The organism is Micromonospora sp. CA-244673 (assembly GCF_050948395.1).
Lineage (GTDB): Bacteria > Actinomycetota > Actinomycetes > Mycobacteriales > Micromonosporaceae > Micromonospora.
In genome coordinates this window covers 4,972,375-4,988,707 of record NZ_CP192019.1, presented here as the reverse complement: position 1 = coordinate 4,988,707, position 16,333 = coordinate 4,972,375, and the positions used below count along the sequence as shown (strand labels likewise).

Annotated in this window: 5 protein-coding genes, 1 tRNA gene and 1 pseudogene; 2 read left to right on the top strand and 5 right to left on the bottom strand. The window is 70.4% G+C overall.

Annotation, left to right across the window (positions count from 1 at the left end):
* Window positions 1-26: 26 nt before the first annotated feature.
* The 3 genes and pseudogenes from ACQP12_RS22750 to ACQP12_RS22740 form a co-directional block, all read right to left on the bottom strand.
* Window positions 27-2,597, bottom strand: a complete 2,571-nt coding sequence (locus tag ACQP12_RS22750) for a fibronectin type III domain-containing protein (protein ID WP_433289385.1) — start codon at window positions 2,595-2,597, stop codon at window positions 27-29.
* A gap of 205 nt (window positions 2,598-2,802) precedes the next feature.
* Window positions 2,803-3,597: a fibronectin type III domain-containing protein gene (locus ACQP12_RS22745; protein WP_433289383.1), complete on the bottom strand. Its 795-nt coding sequence runs from the start codon at window positions 3,595-3,597 to the stop codon at window positions 2,803-2,805.
* A 2,208-nt stretch (window positions 3,598-5,805) separates the two neighbouring features.
* Window positions 5,806-5,979: pseudogene (locus tag ACQP12_RS22740) on the bottom strand (hypothetical protein); the annotation flags it as partial.
* Window positions 5,980-6,211: 232 nt separating this feature from the next.
* Here ACQP12_RS22740 and ACQP12_RS22735 point away from each other — a divergent pair.
* Window positions 6,212-6,295: transfer RNA gene (locus tag ACQP12_RS22735), tRNA-Leu, on the top strand.
* Here the strand turns inward: ACQP12_RS22735 and ACQP12_RS22730 are convergent.
* Window positions 6,277-7,959, bottom strand: a complete 1,683-nt coding sequence (locus tag ACQP12_RS22730) for a recombinase family protein (protein ID WP_433281852.1) — start codon at window positions 7,957-7,959, stop codon at window positions 6,277-6,279. The genes ACQP12_RS22735 and ACQP12_RS22730 overlap by 19 nt on opposite strands.
* Window positions 7,956-8,228, bottom strand: a complete 273-nt coding sequence (locus tag ACQP12_RS22725; RefSeq protein WP_433281850.1) for a hypothetical protein — start codon at window positions 8,226-8,228, stop codon at window positions 7,956-7,958. Before ACQP12_RS22725 ends, ACQP12_RS22730 begins: the two co-directional genes overlap by 4 nt.
* Window positions 8,229-9,390: 1,162 nt before the next feature.
* Between ACQP12_RS22725 and ACQP12_RS22720 the strand changes: the two genes are divergently transcribed.
* Window positions 9,391-16,314, top strand: coding sequence for a ricin-type beta-trefoil lectin domain protein (locus tag ACQP12_RS22720; protein WP_433281849.1), 6,924 nt, complete (start codon window positions 9,391-9,393; stop codon window positions 16,312-16,314).
* Window positions 16,315-16,333 lie beyond the last annotated feature (19 nt).

The window sequence follows — 16,333 nt, the reverse complement described above, 5'->3', positions numbered from 1 at the left end:
GCGCGGTGCTCCTCGGTGTGGCGCGGTCAGCAGGTGGGCAGGAGGTTGATGTTGTCGCCACCCTCCAGGTTCAGCCAGGCCCACGGGATGTAGTCGCGGCCCCGGCTGTGGTCGACCCGGATCCACCAGGTGCTGCGCTTGTCGTTGTTGTAGATGTACGCGTAGACCTCTTCGCCCTGCTTCTTGCAGTACGCCTTGAGCCGGGCGCCGTTGGGCTCCCAACCCGCCTGGTTCGCGTTGTCCTGCCGGGTCACCGAGAAGATCTCGTTGCCGTTGCGGTCGCCCGGAACGTCCCGGGTGCAGTAGGACGCCTCGGCGCCGGAGGAGCCGTTGCGGCAGGTCGCGATGCCGTAGAGGGCGTCGGTGCTCTGCGCCCGGCTGCCGGTGCCCTTGCCGGCCGCGTTGCTGGCGGTCACCGTCACCGTGTACGCGGTCCCCGGCGTCAGACCGGTCACCCGCAGGCTGGAGCAGCTCCCGCTGGCGGTCTTGCCGCCGGTGGCGGCCGTGCAGGTCGCCCGGCCACCGCCGGCGTCGACGGTGAACGTCACCGTCACCGAGGTGGCGTCGGCCGACGAGCCGGTCATGGTGACCCGGGGCGCGGCCACCGTGCGGGCCGTGGTGCTGGCCTCCGCGCCCGGGCCGGCCTCGTTGACCGCCTTCACCTTCACCGTGACGTTCTGCCCGTCGCCGAGCCCGCCGATCGTCGTTTGCACGTCGGTCACCTCGGTGGTCTTCCCGGCGGCCTCCACCACGTACTTCGTCACGGGGCGGCCGTTCTCCACCGCCGGCGCCCACTGCACCGCGATGGTGCCCGGCTGGTCAGCCACCGTGGACGCGCGCAGCTCGGTCGGTGCCTTCGGCACGGTGAACGGCGCCACCGTGTTGCTCACCGGCGAGGCCTTGGACCCGGCGCCCTTGTCGCTCACCGCGATCACGGTGAAGGCGTACTGCGTGCCGTACTCCAACTGACCGGCGGGGATGACCAGCTCCGTCTTGGGCGACTCGCCGGCGGGGGCCGTCGCGCCGGCCGAGCTGGCGGTCACCGCGTATCTCGTGACGGTGTTGCCCTGGCCGTTGGCCGCCGGCCACCTCACGAGCACCGTGCCGTCCGGACGGGCCTCGGCGGTGACACTGGCCGGCGGGTCCGGTACGGCGGCGGTCGGCGTAACCGGGTTGCTCCGGCGCGCCGGCCCGTCGCCCTTGGCGTTCACCGCGTGCACCGAGAACGTGTACGTCTCGCCGTTGGTCAGCCCGGTGATCTCCAGGGCACGCTGGTTCGCGCCCACCTCGTGGCGCTGGCCGGCGCCCTCCACCACGTACCTGGTGATCTCGGCGCCGTTGGACGCGGCCGGCTGCCAGCTCACCCGCGCCGACGCGTTCGCCGCGGCGGCGGTCACCGCGCGCGGCGCGCCCGGCTTGCCCACCTTCGGCTTCTTCGGCGGGGGCGGCGGCGGGGCAACCGGCGGCGGGTCGCCGCCGAGCACGTCGTTGGCGTACTTGTTGACCTCGCGCACCTGGTTCCGGTCGTCCACGACCTGCGCCGTCGACGAGTTCGGCGGGTTGATGAAGAGGTGGTTCTCGCGGACCTCCAGCTCCATCGGCCCGGGCCGCCCGGAACCCTTGATGGTGTCGACGAGCTGCCCGTTCGCGTCGAACGAGTAGACCGTGCCGGTGGTCTCGTCGGCGCAGTAGAACCGCCCCGCCCAGGCCACCGCCGGGCTCAGCTCCCCACCCGCGCCGGGCACCGTGAACCGCTGCACCTCGGCGGCGTCGCGGACCACGTGCACCGTCCGCTCACCGCTCACCGTGACCGGCACCTGCGGGCCGGTGGTGCGCGTCGGCAGGCTGCCCGGGGCGGTCATCGTCAGGTTGGCCCGCTGTGTCTGCCCGGCCCGCACGGTGACCAGGGAGGCGGAGGTGCGGTCGAGCACCGCCACCCCCTCGTCCAGCGTGGACACGACCAGCTCGTGGGCGGGCTCCGCCACCTCGTACGTCTCCACCCGCTTCGGGCTGAGCCCGGCGGGCGGCGCGGCGCCCGGGGTGGCTGGCAGCTCGGCGGCCGTGACTGCGGAGACGGTGCCCTCGCTCGGCACCGCGATCCACAGCTTGCCGGAACCGTCGAACGCCCCGCCCGTGATGCCCGGCGGGTAACGCACCGGCTCGCCCACCGGCGTCAGCGACCGCGGGTCGAGCTGCCGGACGATGCCCTGCACCGCGTCGACGACGAACGCCGCGTCCTCGTGCAGGGCGACGCTCACCCCGAGGCCCGGCGCGGTCGGCGTGGTCGCCGTGATCTGGAGGGTGGCCAGGTCCAGCGAGCTGACCTGACCGGTGTTCAGATCGCGCAGGATCAGCAGCCGATCGGTCTGGGCGACCTGCATCTGGTGCCGGCGTCCGCCGGGCACCTCCATCCGGGTGTCCACCCGGGCGGTGACCCCGTTGACCCGGGCCAGCTCGCTGCGGCTGGTGCTCCACAACCAGGAGGAGGCGTCGTAGTTGGCCACCGCGTTGTCGGCGGCGCCCAACCCGAGCACGGTCAACCCCATGGCGGCCAGCAGCACGGCCACGGTGCCGATGGTCACCAGCCCGCCCCGCATCCGGGACCGGGGGCGGGCCGTCTCCGGCCCGGTGCTCGTGACGTCCTCGATGGTGGTCACTGGCGGCTGCCTTCCCGCGTCGGTGGGGGAGGGCGGCGCATCCGGTCGACCCTCCCCAGAGCCGGGAGCCATCATAGGGGCCGGCCGAGGCCGGTGAAACCCGCACCGTCCCCCTGTGGACACCGAGCGTGTCGCCGGTGGCCGGTCAGTTGGGCGTCGTCCCGCCCTCCCGGTCGGTGCACACCTGGCCCGAGGTGGCGTAGGTGTCCGTCGAGTAGACGGCCAGCACCGTGAAGCAGTAGTCGAGCTTCGGACTCAACCCGTTCACCGTGTAGCGGGTCTGCCCGGCGTCCAGCGTGGCCATCACCCCCAACTTCTGCCCGGCCCGCCCGCCGGCCACCACGAACGGCACCCCGCCGTTCGTCGGGTCGGTCCAGGTGACCGTGATCGTGGTGGTGTCGTCCTGCAACCGGAGGTCACCCGGCGGCGGACCGCTCACCTTCGGCTTCGCCACGGTCGGCGCCGGCCCAGGTGGCGGCGCCGGATCCCGGTTGAGCAGCACCGCGCCCACCCCGACGGCGGCCGCCACCGCGACCACCACGGCACCCGCCACCACGGCCACCACCGTCCGGTTGCGGCCGCGCGGCTCCGGCTCCTCCGCCATCGGGTACGCGGCCGGCTGGTGGAACGCCGGCGGCACGGCCGGCCAGGCCCCCTGGCTCGGGTAGGGCTCCGGGGCCGGCTGCTGCGACTCCGGGAAGTCCAGCAACCCGTCGTAGACCGGCAGCGGCCGGGGTGCCCCGTCCCCGCTCTCCGGGTCCGGGTCCGGGTCCGGGTCCCGGTCTACCGTGTCGGGCTCGTCCACGACCGGCTCCGGACGCGGGTCGCCGGGACGGTCGAGGGCCTGCGGCGGGGCGGCGCTGCTCCACGGCGGCGCGGTCATCCCCCACGGCGGCACGGGCGAGGCGCTGACCGGCGCCGCGGCCGGCGGCCCGCTCACCGGCGGCGGGTAGCCGGGCGGGCCACTGACCGGGTATCCGGGCGGCGGGGGTGTGCTTGCCGGCGGGCCGCTGGCGGGCGGTGCGCTGAACGGCGGGTTGCCGGCTGGCGGTGCGCTGAACGGGGGGTTGCCGGCGGGCGTGCCCGTGGCCGGTCCGACGCCGGCCGGGGGAGCAGTGACCGGCTGGTTGGCGGCCGGCGGGGTGGCGAAGGGTGTGCCCGTGCCCGGTCCGACGCCGGCCGGAGGAGCACTGACCGGCGGGGACGGGAAGGACGCGGCGCTTCCCTGCGGAGACGACGCAGGACCATCCACAGGCGGCGGGAAGGGGGCGCCGCTGACGGGTGGTCCGCTGACGGGCTGCGGTGGGACGGGGACGCCGCTGACGGGTGGTCCGCTGACGGGCTGCGGTGGCAAGGAGGAGCCGCTCTCCGGCGGCCCGCTCACCGGGGGCGCGCTCACCGGCGAGCTGGCCGCCGGGGGCGCGCTGACGGGCGAGCTGCTCACCGGAGCGGTCGCACCCGGGGTCGGCGAGGCGGCGGTCGGCTCGGCCTCTTCGCGGAGCAGCGGGCCGATCTGCTGCACCTGGATGGTCGGCTTGTCCCACCCCGCTGCCGGGGCTGCGGGGAAGCTGCTTCCGTCGCCCGCGCCGGGCTCGCCGATCTCGGTGCCCGGCCGGCCGGGCGTCTGCTGTGGCGGGACGCTCGTCGCCGGTGGGGCTGAGGTCGGAGCCGGGGCCGGTGCCGCGGACACCGGTGGGGCGGAAACCGGGACGGGCGGAGGCGGAGGAAGCACGCCGGACGCGGGCGGGGCGGAGGTCGGGATCCTCGGAGCCGGCGGGACCGCTCCGGCGGGCGGAACCGACGGTCCGGGCACGCCGGAGACCGGCGCGGCCGGTGCGGGACCGGCGGCCGGCGGCGTCGAGACGGGTCGGTCCGGGAGCGGGATGACCGGCGCCGGCGGCAACGGGATCGCCGCCGCGGCAGCCTGCGGCGGGGCCGCGACCGGCGGCATCGGCGTGGGAGGTACCGGCGTCGGCGTGACCGGGGGCACCGAGCGGTAGGTGGGGGCCGACGGCATCCCGGGCGGTGCCGGGCGCGGCGCGACCGGCGGGGGCTGCGTGGGCGGTGCCGGCACCACCTGGGCGGGCGGCGCAGAGCTGGGCGCGTGCGGCGCCGGGTGCGCGCCGTGCGGAACCGGTCCCGGCGGGGCGGGCGGCGTCGGGCTGGGTGCGTGCGGCGCGAGATGCGGGGCGGGCGGGACCGGCCCAGGCGCGGGCGGTGCGGAGCTGGGGGCGTGGTGCGGGGCGCGCGCGACCGGCCCCGGCGTCGGTGGGGCGGGGATCGGAGGCGGCGCCGGGACGACCGGAGGCCGGGGCGGGACCGGCGTGACCCCGGGTGCCGGTGGCGCGGCAGCGACCGGCGGTGGCGGGACGGCCAGGGCCGGACCGGCGACGGGCGGTGCGGGGAACCGCGTCGTCGCCTCCGTGGAGGCCGCCCAGCCACTCGACGCAGCGCCGCCGGGCGCACCCGGCCCGGAGGTCGGGGTCGGGGGAGCGGACGCCGGCGCGGGGATGATCGGGGGTGGTGGCAGCGGGGCCGAGGCGGGCGCGGCGCTCGTCGGCACGGGCGGAACCGGCGGCGGGGGCGGCAGGTGCGTCGCCGGACCAGGGCCGGGCGGTGCCCAGGGGGCCGGTCGGGCCGGCCCGGGCGGCGGCGCCCATTCGGCACCGGGCACCGGCGGGACGGGAGCGGGCGCCGCGGGTGCGCCCGGCCGGGGCGGGATGGGAGCGGGTGCCGCGGGTGCGCCCGCCCGGGGCGGGACGGGCTGCGGCGGGTACGGCTGTGGCATGGCGGGCAGCGACATGGTCGGCCCGGACAGCGCCCCCGGATCGGGTTGCAGGCCGGCAGCGGCGGCGGAGCCGCCGGGAGGCGGGCCGGGCGGGACGGGAGCGGCGGCGGAGCCGCCGAGGTACTGGTGGGCTGCGCGTACCGCGGGGTGGTCCGGACCGAGCACGGCGGGCCCGGCGGTGGCCACGCGGGTGTAGTTGCGGCGGGCCTCGTGCCGGTTGCCGAGTTCCTCCGCCACCCCGGCGAGGTCGAAGCTGAGCGCGAGCATCAGCGGGTCGGCGTCACCGCGGCGACGCTCGCCGGCCGCGTAGGCCTCTTCGAGCACCCGACGGGCGGCGGCCGGATCATCGGCCTCGCGGTGCAGGCGGGCCAGCAGGTGGCCGGTGGCCAGTACGTCGGGGTGGTCCTCCCCGTACGCCGGTCGGGCCGCCGCGATCGCGTCGGCGAGCAGGTGGCGGGCGGTCGCCAGGTCACCCGCGGAGCGCAGCGCGAGGGCCTGGTGTTGAGCGGCGGTCAGGGGGGAGGGGTGGGACACGTGAGCAATGCTGCCCGGAATCGGCGGTTCCCCGCTACCCGGCCCCGGGGATCCGGTACGGGACGGCGGTGCCGGCCGCCGCCTTGTTGCCTTGACCTGGGGAAACCCCGGGGCGAGGCGGCGATGTGCATGATCCACCTGGGCCGTGTACAGTAATGCCCCGTGCGGCCCGCCGGGGCGGCCGAACCGGTGAGAAGATCACCTCGGCTGACAGGGTAGGCTGGACGAGCAGGTCCGGGTGGCGGAATGGCAGACGCGCTAGCTTGAGGTGCTAGTGCCCGTATAGGGCGTGGGGGTTCAAGTCCCCCCTCGGACACAAACCATTACCCCACGGTGCGCGCTTAGATCCACTGAAGCGCGCACCGTTTGCGTTTCCGGCTGGTAGGTGAGCCGAAGGCCGAGTTGGCGGTAGACCTCGGCCTTGTCTGCGGGGTCGGCGTCGCGAAGGGCTGCGGCGATGTCGCCGAGGGTCGTCACCAGGCCTGTGATTTCCGCTCGGCTCATCCGGCGTGGGCTGTTGCCCGCGTTCGCGTCAAGCTCTGCTTCGGCGCGGGCGCGTTCGGTCTGGGTTTGAGCGATCCACCCGGTGACTACTGCCGGGTCGGCGCCGGCGTCGAGGGCGGCTCGGTAGCGTTCCAGCTTCGCGTTGCAGTCGTTGATGATCGTCTGGGCTGCGGTGGCCGGAGCGGGCGAAAGATTCAGGGGTTGGGCGTCGGTGAGCGCGGTGATTGTCTGTTCGATGCGGTGGGGTGTGAAGGCAGAGGCCAGCCACGTGTCGAGGGGGTCGGTGAGGGCGTCCTCGCGTAGGTACACGTTGCGGGGATGTGGGACCTGGTTGGCGAGGGCGTATTCCTGGGGGAAGCGGCAGCGGTAGTAGGCGTCGCCGTGGTTGTACTGGCCCTGCATGCGTCGGTCGCAGGCGGCGCAGTAGATCATGCCGCGGAAGACGTACGGGTTGCGGGTGCGCTGCCTGACGTGCTGACCGCCGTTTCCCCGTCCGCGCCGTTGCAGGATTGTTTGGGCCTGCTCGAACGTCGCATCGTCGATGAGCGGCTCGTGGGTGATCTCCTTTGAGACCACCCACTTGTCTCGGGTGTTCCAGCGCATGACGCCGGTGTGGCCCATCGCCACATCGTCGACGTCGAGCAGCACCTCGTCGGTGCGTTGCTTGTTCCACACCTGCCGCCCTGTGTAGCGGGGGTTGGTGAGGATGACCCGAACGGCGCTCTTGGACCAGGCGATTCCGCTGCGGTGCGGGTTGCGGGCGCGGTCATGCGCCGACGGGCAGGGTACGTGGTTGGCGGTGAGTCCTTCGGCGATGGCGAAGAGTCCGATTCCGGTGAGGAACTCGGCGAAGATCCGCCGGACGATCGGCGCGGTCTCCTGATCGGGAGTCAAGCCTTTGAGGCGTTTGCCGTCGGCGGCCTTGGCGGGGTTGGGGTGGGGTCCGAGGTCGCGGAGGGTGTAGCCGTAAGGCGGGCGTCCGCCTAGGTAGCGGCCCTCGAGGAGGGTCTGGGCGGTCATGGCGGTGCGGACGCGGAGCTTGATCCGGTTGCGTTCGCCTTTGCTCATGCCGCCGAAGACGGACATGACGAGTTCGTGTGCCTCGTTGTCGGGGTCGATCGGGCCGCCGATCTCAGGCACCCAAAGTTCGACGCCGTAGTGGGCGAACAAGGGCACCGTCAGGCCGAACTGGTTGCCGTAGAAGGCCCGGTGGGGTTCGCCAACGACGACGGCGGAGAACCCGCGCCGTGGGTTGCGCAGCGCGGCGAGGAGTTGGTTGGCCTGGGTTCGGCGTTGCCACGGCAGGGAGCGGCTCTGGCCGACGTCGAAGTATTCGTTGACGATGCGGCCGCCGTGGGGCTGGATGAGTGTGGTCGCTCGGGTGAGTTGCCAGCTCCGGGACGATTCAGGGTCTTGGTTGTCCTCGGTCGACACGCGGCCGTAGAAGGCGAAGAGTTTCGGTTGAGGGGTGGTCATCGGTTCTCCTCGTTCGAGTTGTCCGTGCGGCGGTCGTTGACGCGTCTGAGCAGCTTCAGCAGGGCGGCAGCTGCGCCGGGGTGCAGATCGGGTGGCTGGCCGGGAGCCACCACCTTGGTGAACCCGTTCGTTGCGCGGTCATCGGCGTTGTCGACCGTCCATGAACCGTCGTCTTCGCTGGCCTGGTCAAGTCGCTTGCCCGGTGCCGCGGCCGTTGCCGCATCGGGCTCCTTGCGTTGCTGATGTTGGTCATCGGGCGGCAGCGTCATGCGCCTCCGTCCGGCGGTTGGCCCGGCCGAGACACGCGTCGCTGAGCGTGCATCGTTCGCTCCTTGGCCTCCGCGATCCCGATGCGAAAGAGAGCGGAGTGGAGGGCGGTGCCAGCATCGGCTTTGTGAGCGGGCGGGGTGGCGCTGTGGCTGAATGCGTCGGCGACTCGCGCCGTGGCGGATGGGTGGGTTGTCATGGAGCGGTCCTCCGATAGTTGGTCGTGTGCCGGTTGCTCCGGCGGGCATGAAGAAGCGGCCGGTGCCGTCGGGCACCGGCCGCTGGTTGAGCAGGGCGGGCGTTACATCTCTGCGGTTGTCATGTCCCTTGGCAGCCTCGACATGGGCGAGCGCTGCCTGATCGCGGGGCTTGCTGCTGCGCGCATGGGTTAACCAGCAATGCTGTGGAGAGCACTTTCTTCACACGTGAAACCTCAGCAGCCGGTCTGGAAGACCCGAACACACTGACCGCCCCCAGCTCGGCATGTCCACGCGCGGCCAACCCCGGACGCTTTGGCCGCGCTCGGCGGTGCGCGATCCTGCTCGTGCGCTGGCCGTCCGCGTGGCCGCTGCTGGACGGGGCCGTTGGAGGCAGGAGGGAGCATTAGATGGCGATGAACTGCTCCGTGGCTACGCCCGAAGTGCGCAGGTCACTGGCCTGCTCTTCGTTGATCGTCCTCGTCTGACCTCGCCGGGGAAGACCGAAGGAGTCAATGCGGCTAGGCATACGGTTCTGCATGTGACCGCCTGTCGCTCGTGACCGCGCTAACGGAGAGTCATTTTGGACCGTGGCAGAGGTGTCCCCCGGCGGCCGCCACGCCCTAGCTGCAGCTCACCCCTCCTGCCGATGCGGGACCTCGCGACTCATCCGTTGCGCGATGCTCACTCGACCGATCGGCTTGAGAAACAGGGCCTTGCGGCGAGGTTGGTCAACCCCTAGCGTTCCGTCCGCTACTGATCATCCGATCTAGGAGATCCAATGAGTCATCGCTTGCGGTGGTGGCACCGCTTGCACAGAACCTCATCGCGGTGCCTACTAGGGCCCGGTCGATGGTCGCTCTCGTTCAGCCTAGCGCTGAGTCTGGTGCTGTCCCTGACCGTAGGGACCCCAGCGAACGCAGGTCTGAAACCGACCCGGTTGGCTCGTACCAACGTGTCGGTACGGGTGGGCAAGACCCGCTCACGGCACGCCTCCCGTTCGCAGACCGACGGTCCGGGACTAACTAGGGTCACCCACAAAAACCTGCCTACGAAGGCCGCGGCAGTCATCAAGGTCGCCAAGGCTGGCATGACCGTCGGCGGTATGCCAGTCACCGCGACGCCTCTGCCACAGGAGGACCGAGAAACCAGCCAGCACCTCGCCGCTGTCGCGCCCTCCCCGGCGGCTATCCGGATCGAGGTCGCTGACAGGGCTCACGCTGAGGCAGCGGCCATCCATGGTGTCCTCATGTCCACGTCGCGCGCTGACGGCTCGACCGCAGCCGGTCAGGTGCACTTGCGCTTCGACTACACCTCGTTCGCCAACGCGTACGGCGGTGACTATGGCAACCGGCTGCGGTTGGTTCAACTGCCGGCCTGCGTGCTCACCGCCCCATCAAAGCCGGAATGCCAGCGGCAGACCGAAATCCGCTCGCTCAACAACGGAGGGGCGGTCTCGGCGGACGTCCGACTGACCGGCCGGGGCGGCGTCCCGGTCTCCTCCTCCTCAGACCCGGTCGGGGTGACCGCGCTCGCACTGACGGCGGCAACGTCATCGTCGGGGTCCGACTACTCGGCGACGTCGTTGTCGCCGTCATATTCTTGGGCCGCCGGCAACCAGAGCGGCTCGTTCGACTTCAACTACCCGATGAAGGTCCCCCCTGGCGTGGGTGGACCAGAGCCCGAACTGACGCTCGGCTACGACAGCGGCGCGGTCGACGCCCAGACCTGGGCACAGAACGGCCAGACCTCCTGGGCGGGCGAGGGATGGGACCTGCAGGCCGGGTACGTGGAGCGCTCCTACCGGTCGTGCAACCTCGACGGCGGCACCACCCCTGATATGTGCTGGTTCTCCCCGTACAACGCCACGCTCGTGTTCAACGGGCAGGCGACCATGCTGGTGCGGGACAAGACGACGGGCGTCTGGCACGGCCAGGACGACGCGGCGCTGAAAGTCGAGCAGGTCTTCGACACCTCCAAGGGCAACGGCGACAACGACGGCGAGTACTGGCGGGTCACCACGCAGGACGGGACGCAGTACTACTTCGGCGTCAACAAGCGCTACAGCACGGACACCGCGGCGACGAACTCGGTCCTCACCGAGCCGGTGTACGGCAATCAGTCCGGTGAGCCTTGCTACAACGCGACCTTCGCCAACGCCTCCTGTCAGCAGGGTTACCGCTGGAACCTGGACTACGTGGTTGACCCGACCGGGAACTCGATGACGTACTTCTACAACAAGTTCTCCGGCTACTACGGTCACAACAACAACACCGGCGTGGCCCCGTACGACCTTGCCGGGACGCTGGACCACATCGATTACGGCACCCGGGCCGGCTCCGAGGCCACGGGAAATGCGCCCATGCAGGCGTGGTTCACCCGCACCAACCGGTGTCTGAACTCCTGCGGCCAGAACACCACCGACTACCCGGACACCCCGTGGGACCTGTACTGCTCGTCCACCACGTCGTGTCCGAGTCTGCTGAGCCCGGCGTTCTTCACCCGGTACAAGCTGTCGTCCGTTTACACGCGGGTGTGGGACAGCGCGGCCGCGGCGTACCACAAGGTCGACCAGTGGGACATGACCTACACGTACCCGTCCAGCGGGGACAACATCTCACCGGCCGGGGCTGACACGTCGCCCAACCTGTGGCTGCAGAGCGTCACCCACACCGGCTCCGCCCCGGACGGCACCAGCCTGGCCGAGCCGGCGGTGACCTTCGGCGGCACCCAGATGTACAACCGGGTCGACTGGGGCGACGACGTGGGCGTGCCGCCGTACGTGCACTACCGGCTGACGTCGATCGTGAATGGCACCGGCGGCCAGACGCTGATCAGCTACTCGACCTCCGATTGCAGCCGCGCCTACCCGCCGGTGCCGTACGCCAACCCGTACCGGTGTTTTCCGGTGTACTTCGCGCCGAAGCAGGCGCCCGCCGGCTGGGGCTGGTTCAACAAGTACGTCGTCACCTCGGTCACCAACCGGGACCTCACCGGCGGCTCGCCCGACGAGGTGTCCTCGTACACGTACTCGACAGCCGGCTCCTCCGACGAAGCGCTCTGGCACCACGACTACAACGAGATGAGCACCCTGGCCTACCGGTCGTGGTCGCAATGGCGGGGCTACTCCACCGTCACGGTCACCCACGGAGCGTCCGGCGGTCCGCAAACCGTCACCACCAATTTGTCCTACCGGGGCATGGACGGTGACGGCATCGCCAGCGCTGACAACCAGTCCGTCGTGTGGAACACCCGGCGGGTTGGGCTCCTGACACCCTTGGGCACGCCGGGCGCCACTACCGCCATTGCCGGCACTGGATTCAAGTGCCTGGACATCTCGCGCAACGCAACCGCGGACGGCACCAACATCCAGGTCTGGTCGTGCACCGGCGCCACAAACCAGGTATGGCAACGACAGTTCGACGCGAACGGCCGGCCGATCATGGTCAACCCCGCCACCGGCAAGTGCCTCGACCTGAGCGCCTACGGCACCACCAACGGCACCAACGTGCAGCTGTGGACCTGCACGGGCGCCACCAACCAGGTGTGGGAACGCCAGCCGAACGGCACGCTCAAGAACCCCGTCTCGGGCCGATGCCTCGACACCAACCTGTCCGGCACGGTCGACGGCACCAACGTGCAGCTCTACGACTGCTCCAGCGGCACATCTATCAACTTCGCCCAGGTGTGGCAACCACGGAACACTGGAGCTCTTGCGGTGGCGCAGGCCGGTCGTTGCGTCGACCTCTCCGGCTACGGAACGGCCAACGGCACGAAGGTGCAGAGCTGGGGATGCACGGGAGTCACCAACCAGGCGTGGCAGCTGCGCGCAGATGGCACCCTGTTGAACCCGGTCTCCGGGCGGTGTCTCGACGTGGTCGGCGCCGGGACCGCCAACGGCACCAAGGTGCAGTTGTACGACTGCTCCGGTGGTGTCGGGCAGGTCTGGGTGCCGCAGTCCGACGGCACGCTGAAGAATCCGCACGCCGGCCGGTGCCTCAACACCGCCGGCTCGAACACCGCCGCGAACGGCACCCAGTTGGAGATCGACGACTGCGGCACGCTCGTCACGGAGAAGTGGCAGGCGCGTCTGCTCGACGCCGACGGCAGTCAGGGCTTCGAGCGGCAGGCGGACTCCATCGACGGCTCGACGGTCGTCGAGTCCACCATCAACACGCCGATGGTGACGCTGACCGCCACCCGTGCCACCCCGGCCACCGGTGGGCAGGACATCAACGCGTACCTGGTCAGCGACACCGAGGAGCAGACCCGCACCTGGCTGTCCGTCTCGTCGGCCTACCGGTGGACCGATCGCCAGACCAGCTACGACAGCTACGGGCTGCCGACGGACGTCAAGGACCTCGGTGACATCTCCACCAGCGCCGACGACCTGTGCGACCACACCGACTACGCCCGCAACACCGCCGGCGCGCACTACCTCGTCGACTTCCCTTCCCAGGACGTGGTTACGGACTGCGCGGCCACTCCGGGGGACGCGGACTACCTGTCGGGGACGCAAACTCTCTACGACGGTTCGGCAACGGTCGGGGCAGCACCCTCGCAGGGCCTCGAGACCCGCGTCAACGACCTGGCGAGCATCTCGGCCGGGACGAAGTCCTGGGCGCCGAAGAGCCGTACCGAATACGACCCGAACGGGCGGGTCACGGCTACCTACGACCCTCTGGACCACAAGACCGGCATGGCCTACACACCGGTGACCGGAGGCCCGGTCACCTCGACCCAACAGACCAATCCGCTGGGTTGGATCACGACGGTCACCCTGAATCCCGGCGACGGATCCGTGACCGCCACGACAGACGCCAACGGCAAGACCACATCGCTCCTCTACGATCCACTCGGGCGTTTGTCCAAGGTGTGGGCCAACAACCGGCCGACCACGGCCACGCCCGACCTGCAGTACACCTACACCCTCTCCGCCAGCAGCCCCAACTGGGTCAGGACGCAGTCGCTCGGTCCCACCGGAGCGCAGATCACCTCATACGCGATCTTCGACGGGCAGATGCGTCAGCGGCAGTCCCAGGTGCCGGCGCCGGTGGCAACCGGAGGTCGGATGATCTCCGACACCACGTACGACGGCCGCGGGCTCAAGGCGAAATCGTCGACCTTCTACAACGCCTCAAGCCCCGCCAGCACCCTCGTCACCTTCGCCGACACAGACGTGCCGTCGCAGGAGAAGGACACCTACGACGCCCTCGAGCGGCAGGTCGTCTCGGCATTTCTCAGCCAGGGCACCCAGCTGTGGCAGACGACCACCACATACCAGGGCGACCGGGTCGCCGTCACTCCGCCGACGGGCGGGACCACCGTGCAGCGACTCTACGACGCCCGAGGCAACGCCACGCAGTTGCGGCAGTTCACCACACCGAACACCAGCGGCAGTTACCAGACGACCAACTACACCTACGACCGGCAGCAGCAACTGATCGGCGCCCAGGACGCGGCCGGCAGCGCCTGGTCCTGGACCTACGACATGCGCGGCCGCCAGACCGCCAAGACAGATCCGGACGCTGGCGCCAGCAGCAACACCTACGACGACGCCGGAGAGCTGCTGACATCCACGGACGCCCGCGGAGTCACCCTTGCCTACAAGTACGACGAGCTCGGCCGCAAGACCGAGCAGTGGCACGGCAGCACGACTGCCCCCGGCTACCTCCTAGCCAGTTGGGCATACGACTCCATCGCCAAGGGACAGCCCGCATCCAGCACCCGCTGGCACGGCGGAGACGCCTACACCATCACCGTGACCGGGTATGACGACGCCTACCGGCCCCTCGGCCAGACGGTCACCATTCCCACATCACAGGGCAGTGCTCTCGGCGGGGACTGGACCACGTTGGTCACCTACAACGTCGACGGATCGCTGGCATCCACTGCCTACCCTGCGGCAGGCGGCCAAGGTACGGAAACGGTGAACTACGGCTACGACGCCAACGGCTACGCACTGACCGCCGACGGTCAGGACGCCTACGTGTCCGCGACCAACTACCACCCGTGGGGAGACGTATACCAACGCACCCTCGGCGCCGGCTCCAAGCGTGTCCAAGTCACCACGGACGAGTTCCCCGACACCCACCGCATCAAGACAATCAGCACCGCCACCGAGAGCGCCACCACCCCCGGGACGTTCGACGAGCAGCTGACCCAGCGGTACAACTGGACCCCCGCCGGCACCATCACGTCCATCGACAACCAGCACGCCGGCGCCACCACGGACTCCCAGTGCTTCACGTACGACTTCCTCCAACGCCTGAGCGAGGCATTCACGACGACCCCGTCGCTTGGTGGCTGCGCCGTCACCCCGTCAACGTCGACGGTCGGTGGCCCGGACGCCTACTGGCAGACGTACACCTACGACGTCACGGGGAACCGGAAGACCCTCGTCTCCCACGATCTCGGCGGGACATCCGACACGAGCACGACCTACACCTATCCCGCGCCGGCGGCCGCGCAGGCGCACACCCTGTCCGGCAGCAGCACGACGGGTCCCACCGGCCCGGGCACCAGCAGCTACACCTACGACGCCGACGGGCAGCAGACCAACTCCACGGTCAACGGCCTGTCCACGGACTTCACCTGGGAGGACTTCAACCAGATCGCTACGGCCAACACCCACGCCGCCGGCGGCGACCAGTCCACCGCCTACATATACGACGCGGACGGGACAGAGCTTCTGCGCGTCGGCCCCACGAGCCGCACCCTTTATCTTGGCTACGCCGAGATCACCACGGACGCCACCGGAGGCACGGTCACTGCGGCGACCCGCTACTACAGCTGCGGCGGCACCGTGGTGGCGTCCCGCGCCAGCGACGGGTCTTTGACGTGGCTGGCCAACGACCACCAGGGCACCGCGGCCGTCGCGGTGGACGCGACGACACTGTCGACGCGGACCCGCAAGCAGGATCCCTTCGGCAACGCCCGCAGCACGCCGCCCAACTGGCCAAACGACCGAGGGTTCGTCGGCGGCACGACGGAGCCGGCCGGCCTGGTGCACCTGGGCGCACGGCAATACGACCCGACGACGGGACGGTTCATCAGCATCGACCCGCTGTTCGACACCGATGACCCGACCGGGTGGAACGGATACAGCTATGCCGACAACAACCCGGTCGCCAAGTCAGACCCGTCCGGCCTCACGCCCTGCCTTCCAGGGGAGCCGTGCGGCGCGTACAAGCCCGGATGCGAGTCGTGCAACCAGAAGGCGAAGCATTCCCACAACTACCCGTGCTGGCCGGCCAAGAGCTGCAAGGACAAGGTCAAAAACCCGGCACACGGCCATCACAAGATCAAGGGTGACGGTGGCAAAAAGCCGAAGCCTCCCGTCAAGAAGCGTGAGGAGGACAAGCCGGCACCACACCAGGAGAAAAAGACGTCAGGAACCGCCCAGGTCGGCTGGTGGGCAGGAGCGATCGCGGGCGTCGTCGGGCTGATCCCGGGCTTTCTCTGCACGTGGTGCGCAGCGATCTCCATGTTCTTCAGTCTGGTGTCCGCGGTTGCCTATCTGATCGCCATGATCCGTGATTGCACCTGCTACGTTGGCGATTTCATCGGAGCGGTGGCGGGACTGGGAGCGGCCTGGGGCCTGGGCAAACTGGGGCAGAAGGGCGTCGAAGCAATGGTGAAGGGTGCTGGAGGTGCTCTTCAGTACCTTGCTCGCCATGCGGCATCCGTCGAGCATGGGGTGGTGACCGTCCTTCCAAAGCTGGTGCCGTCCCGGATCGCCATCCAGGCGGGCTGGATCATGCACGGGGTCACGACCATGATCTCTACCGCCTACGGTTACATCGCGACCTACCACACCCAGAGCGTCTACACGAACAACCACCCTTGGGAGGGCGCGGCCACCGAGGGCACGGGAGTGGGGATATCGTGAAATCACAAGAACTGCCAGG

Excerpts from the sequence above, each read along its gene's own strand:
- ACQP12_RS22725 (WP_433281850.1), bottom strand. The coding sequence starts at position 8,228 with ATGACGCTGCCGCCCGATGACCAACATCAGCAACGCAAGGAGCCCGAT.
- ACQP12_RS22730 (WP_433281852.1), bottom strand. The coding sequence starts at position 7,959 with ATGACCACCCCTCAACCGAAACTCTTCGCCTTCTACGGCCGCGTGTCG.
- ACQP12_RS22750 (WP_433289385.1), bottom strand. The coding sequence starts at position 2,597 with ATGCGGGGCGGGCTGGTGACCATCGGCACCGTGGCCGTGCTGCTGGCC.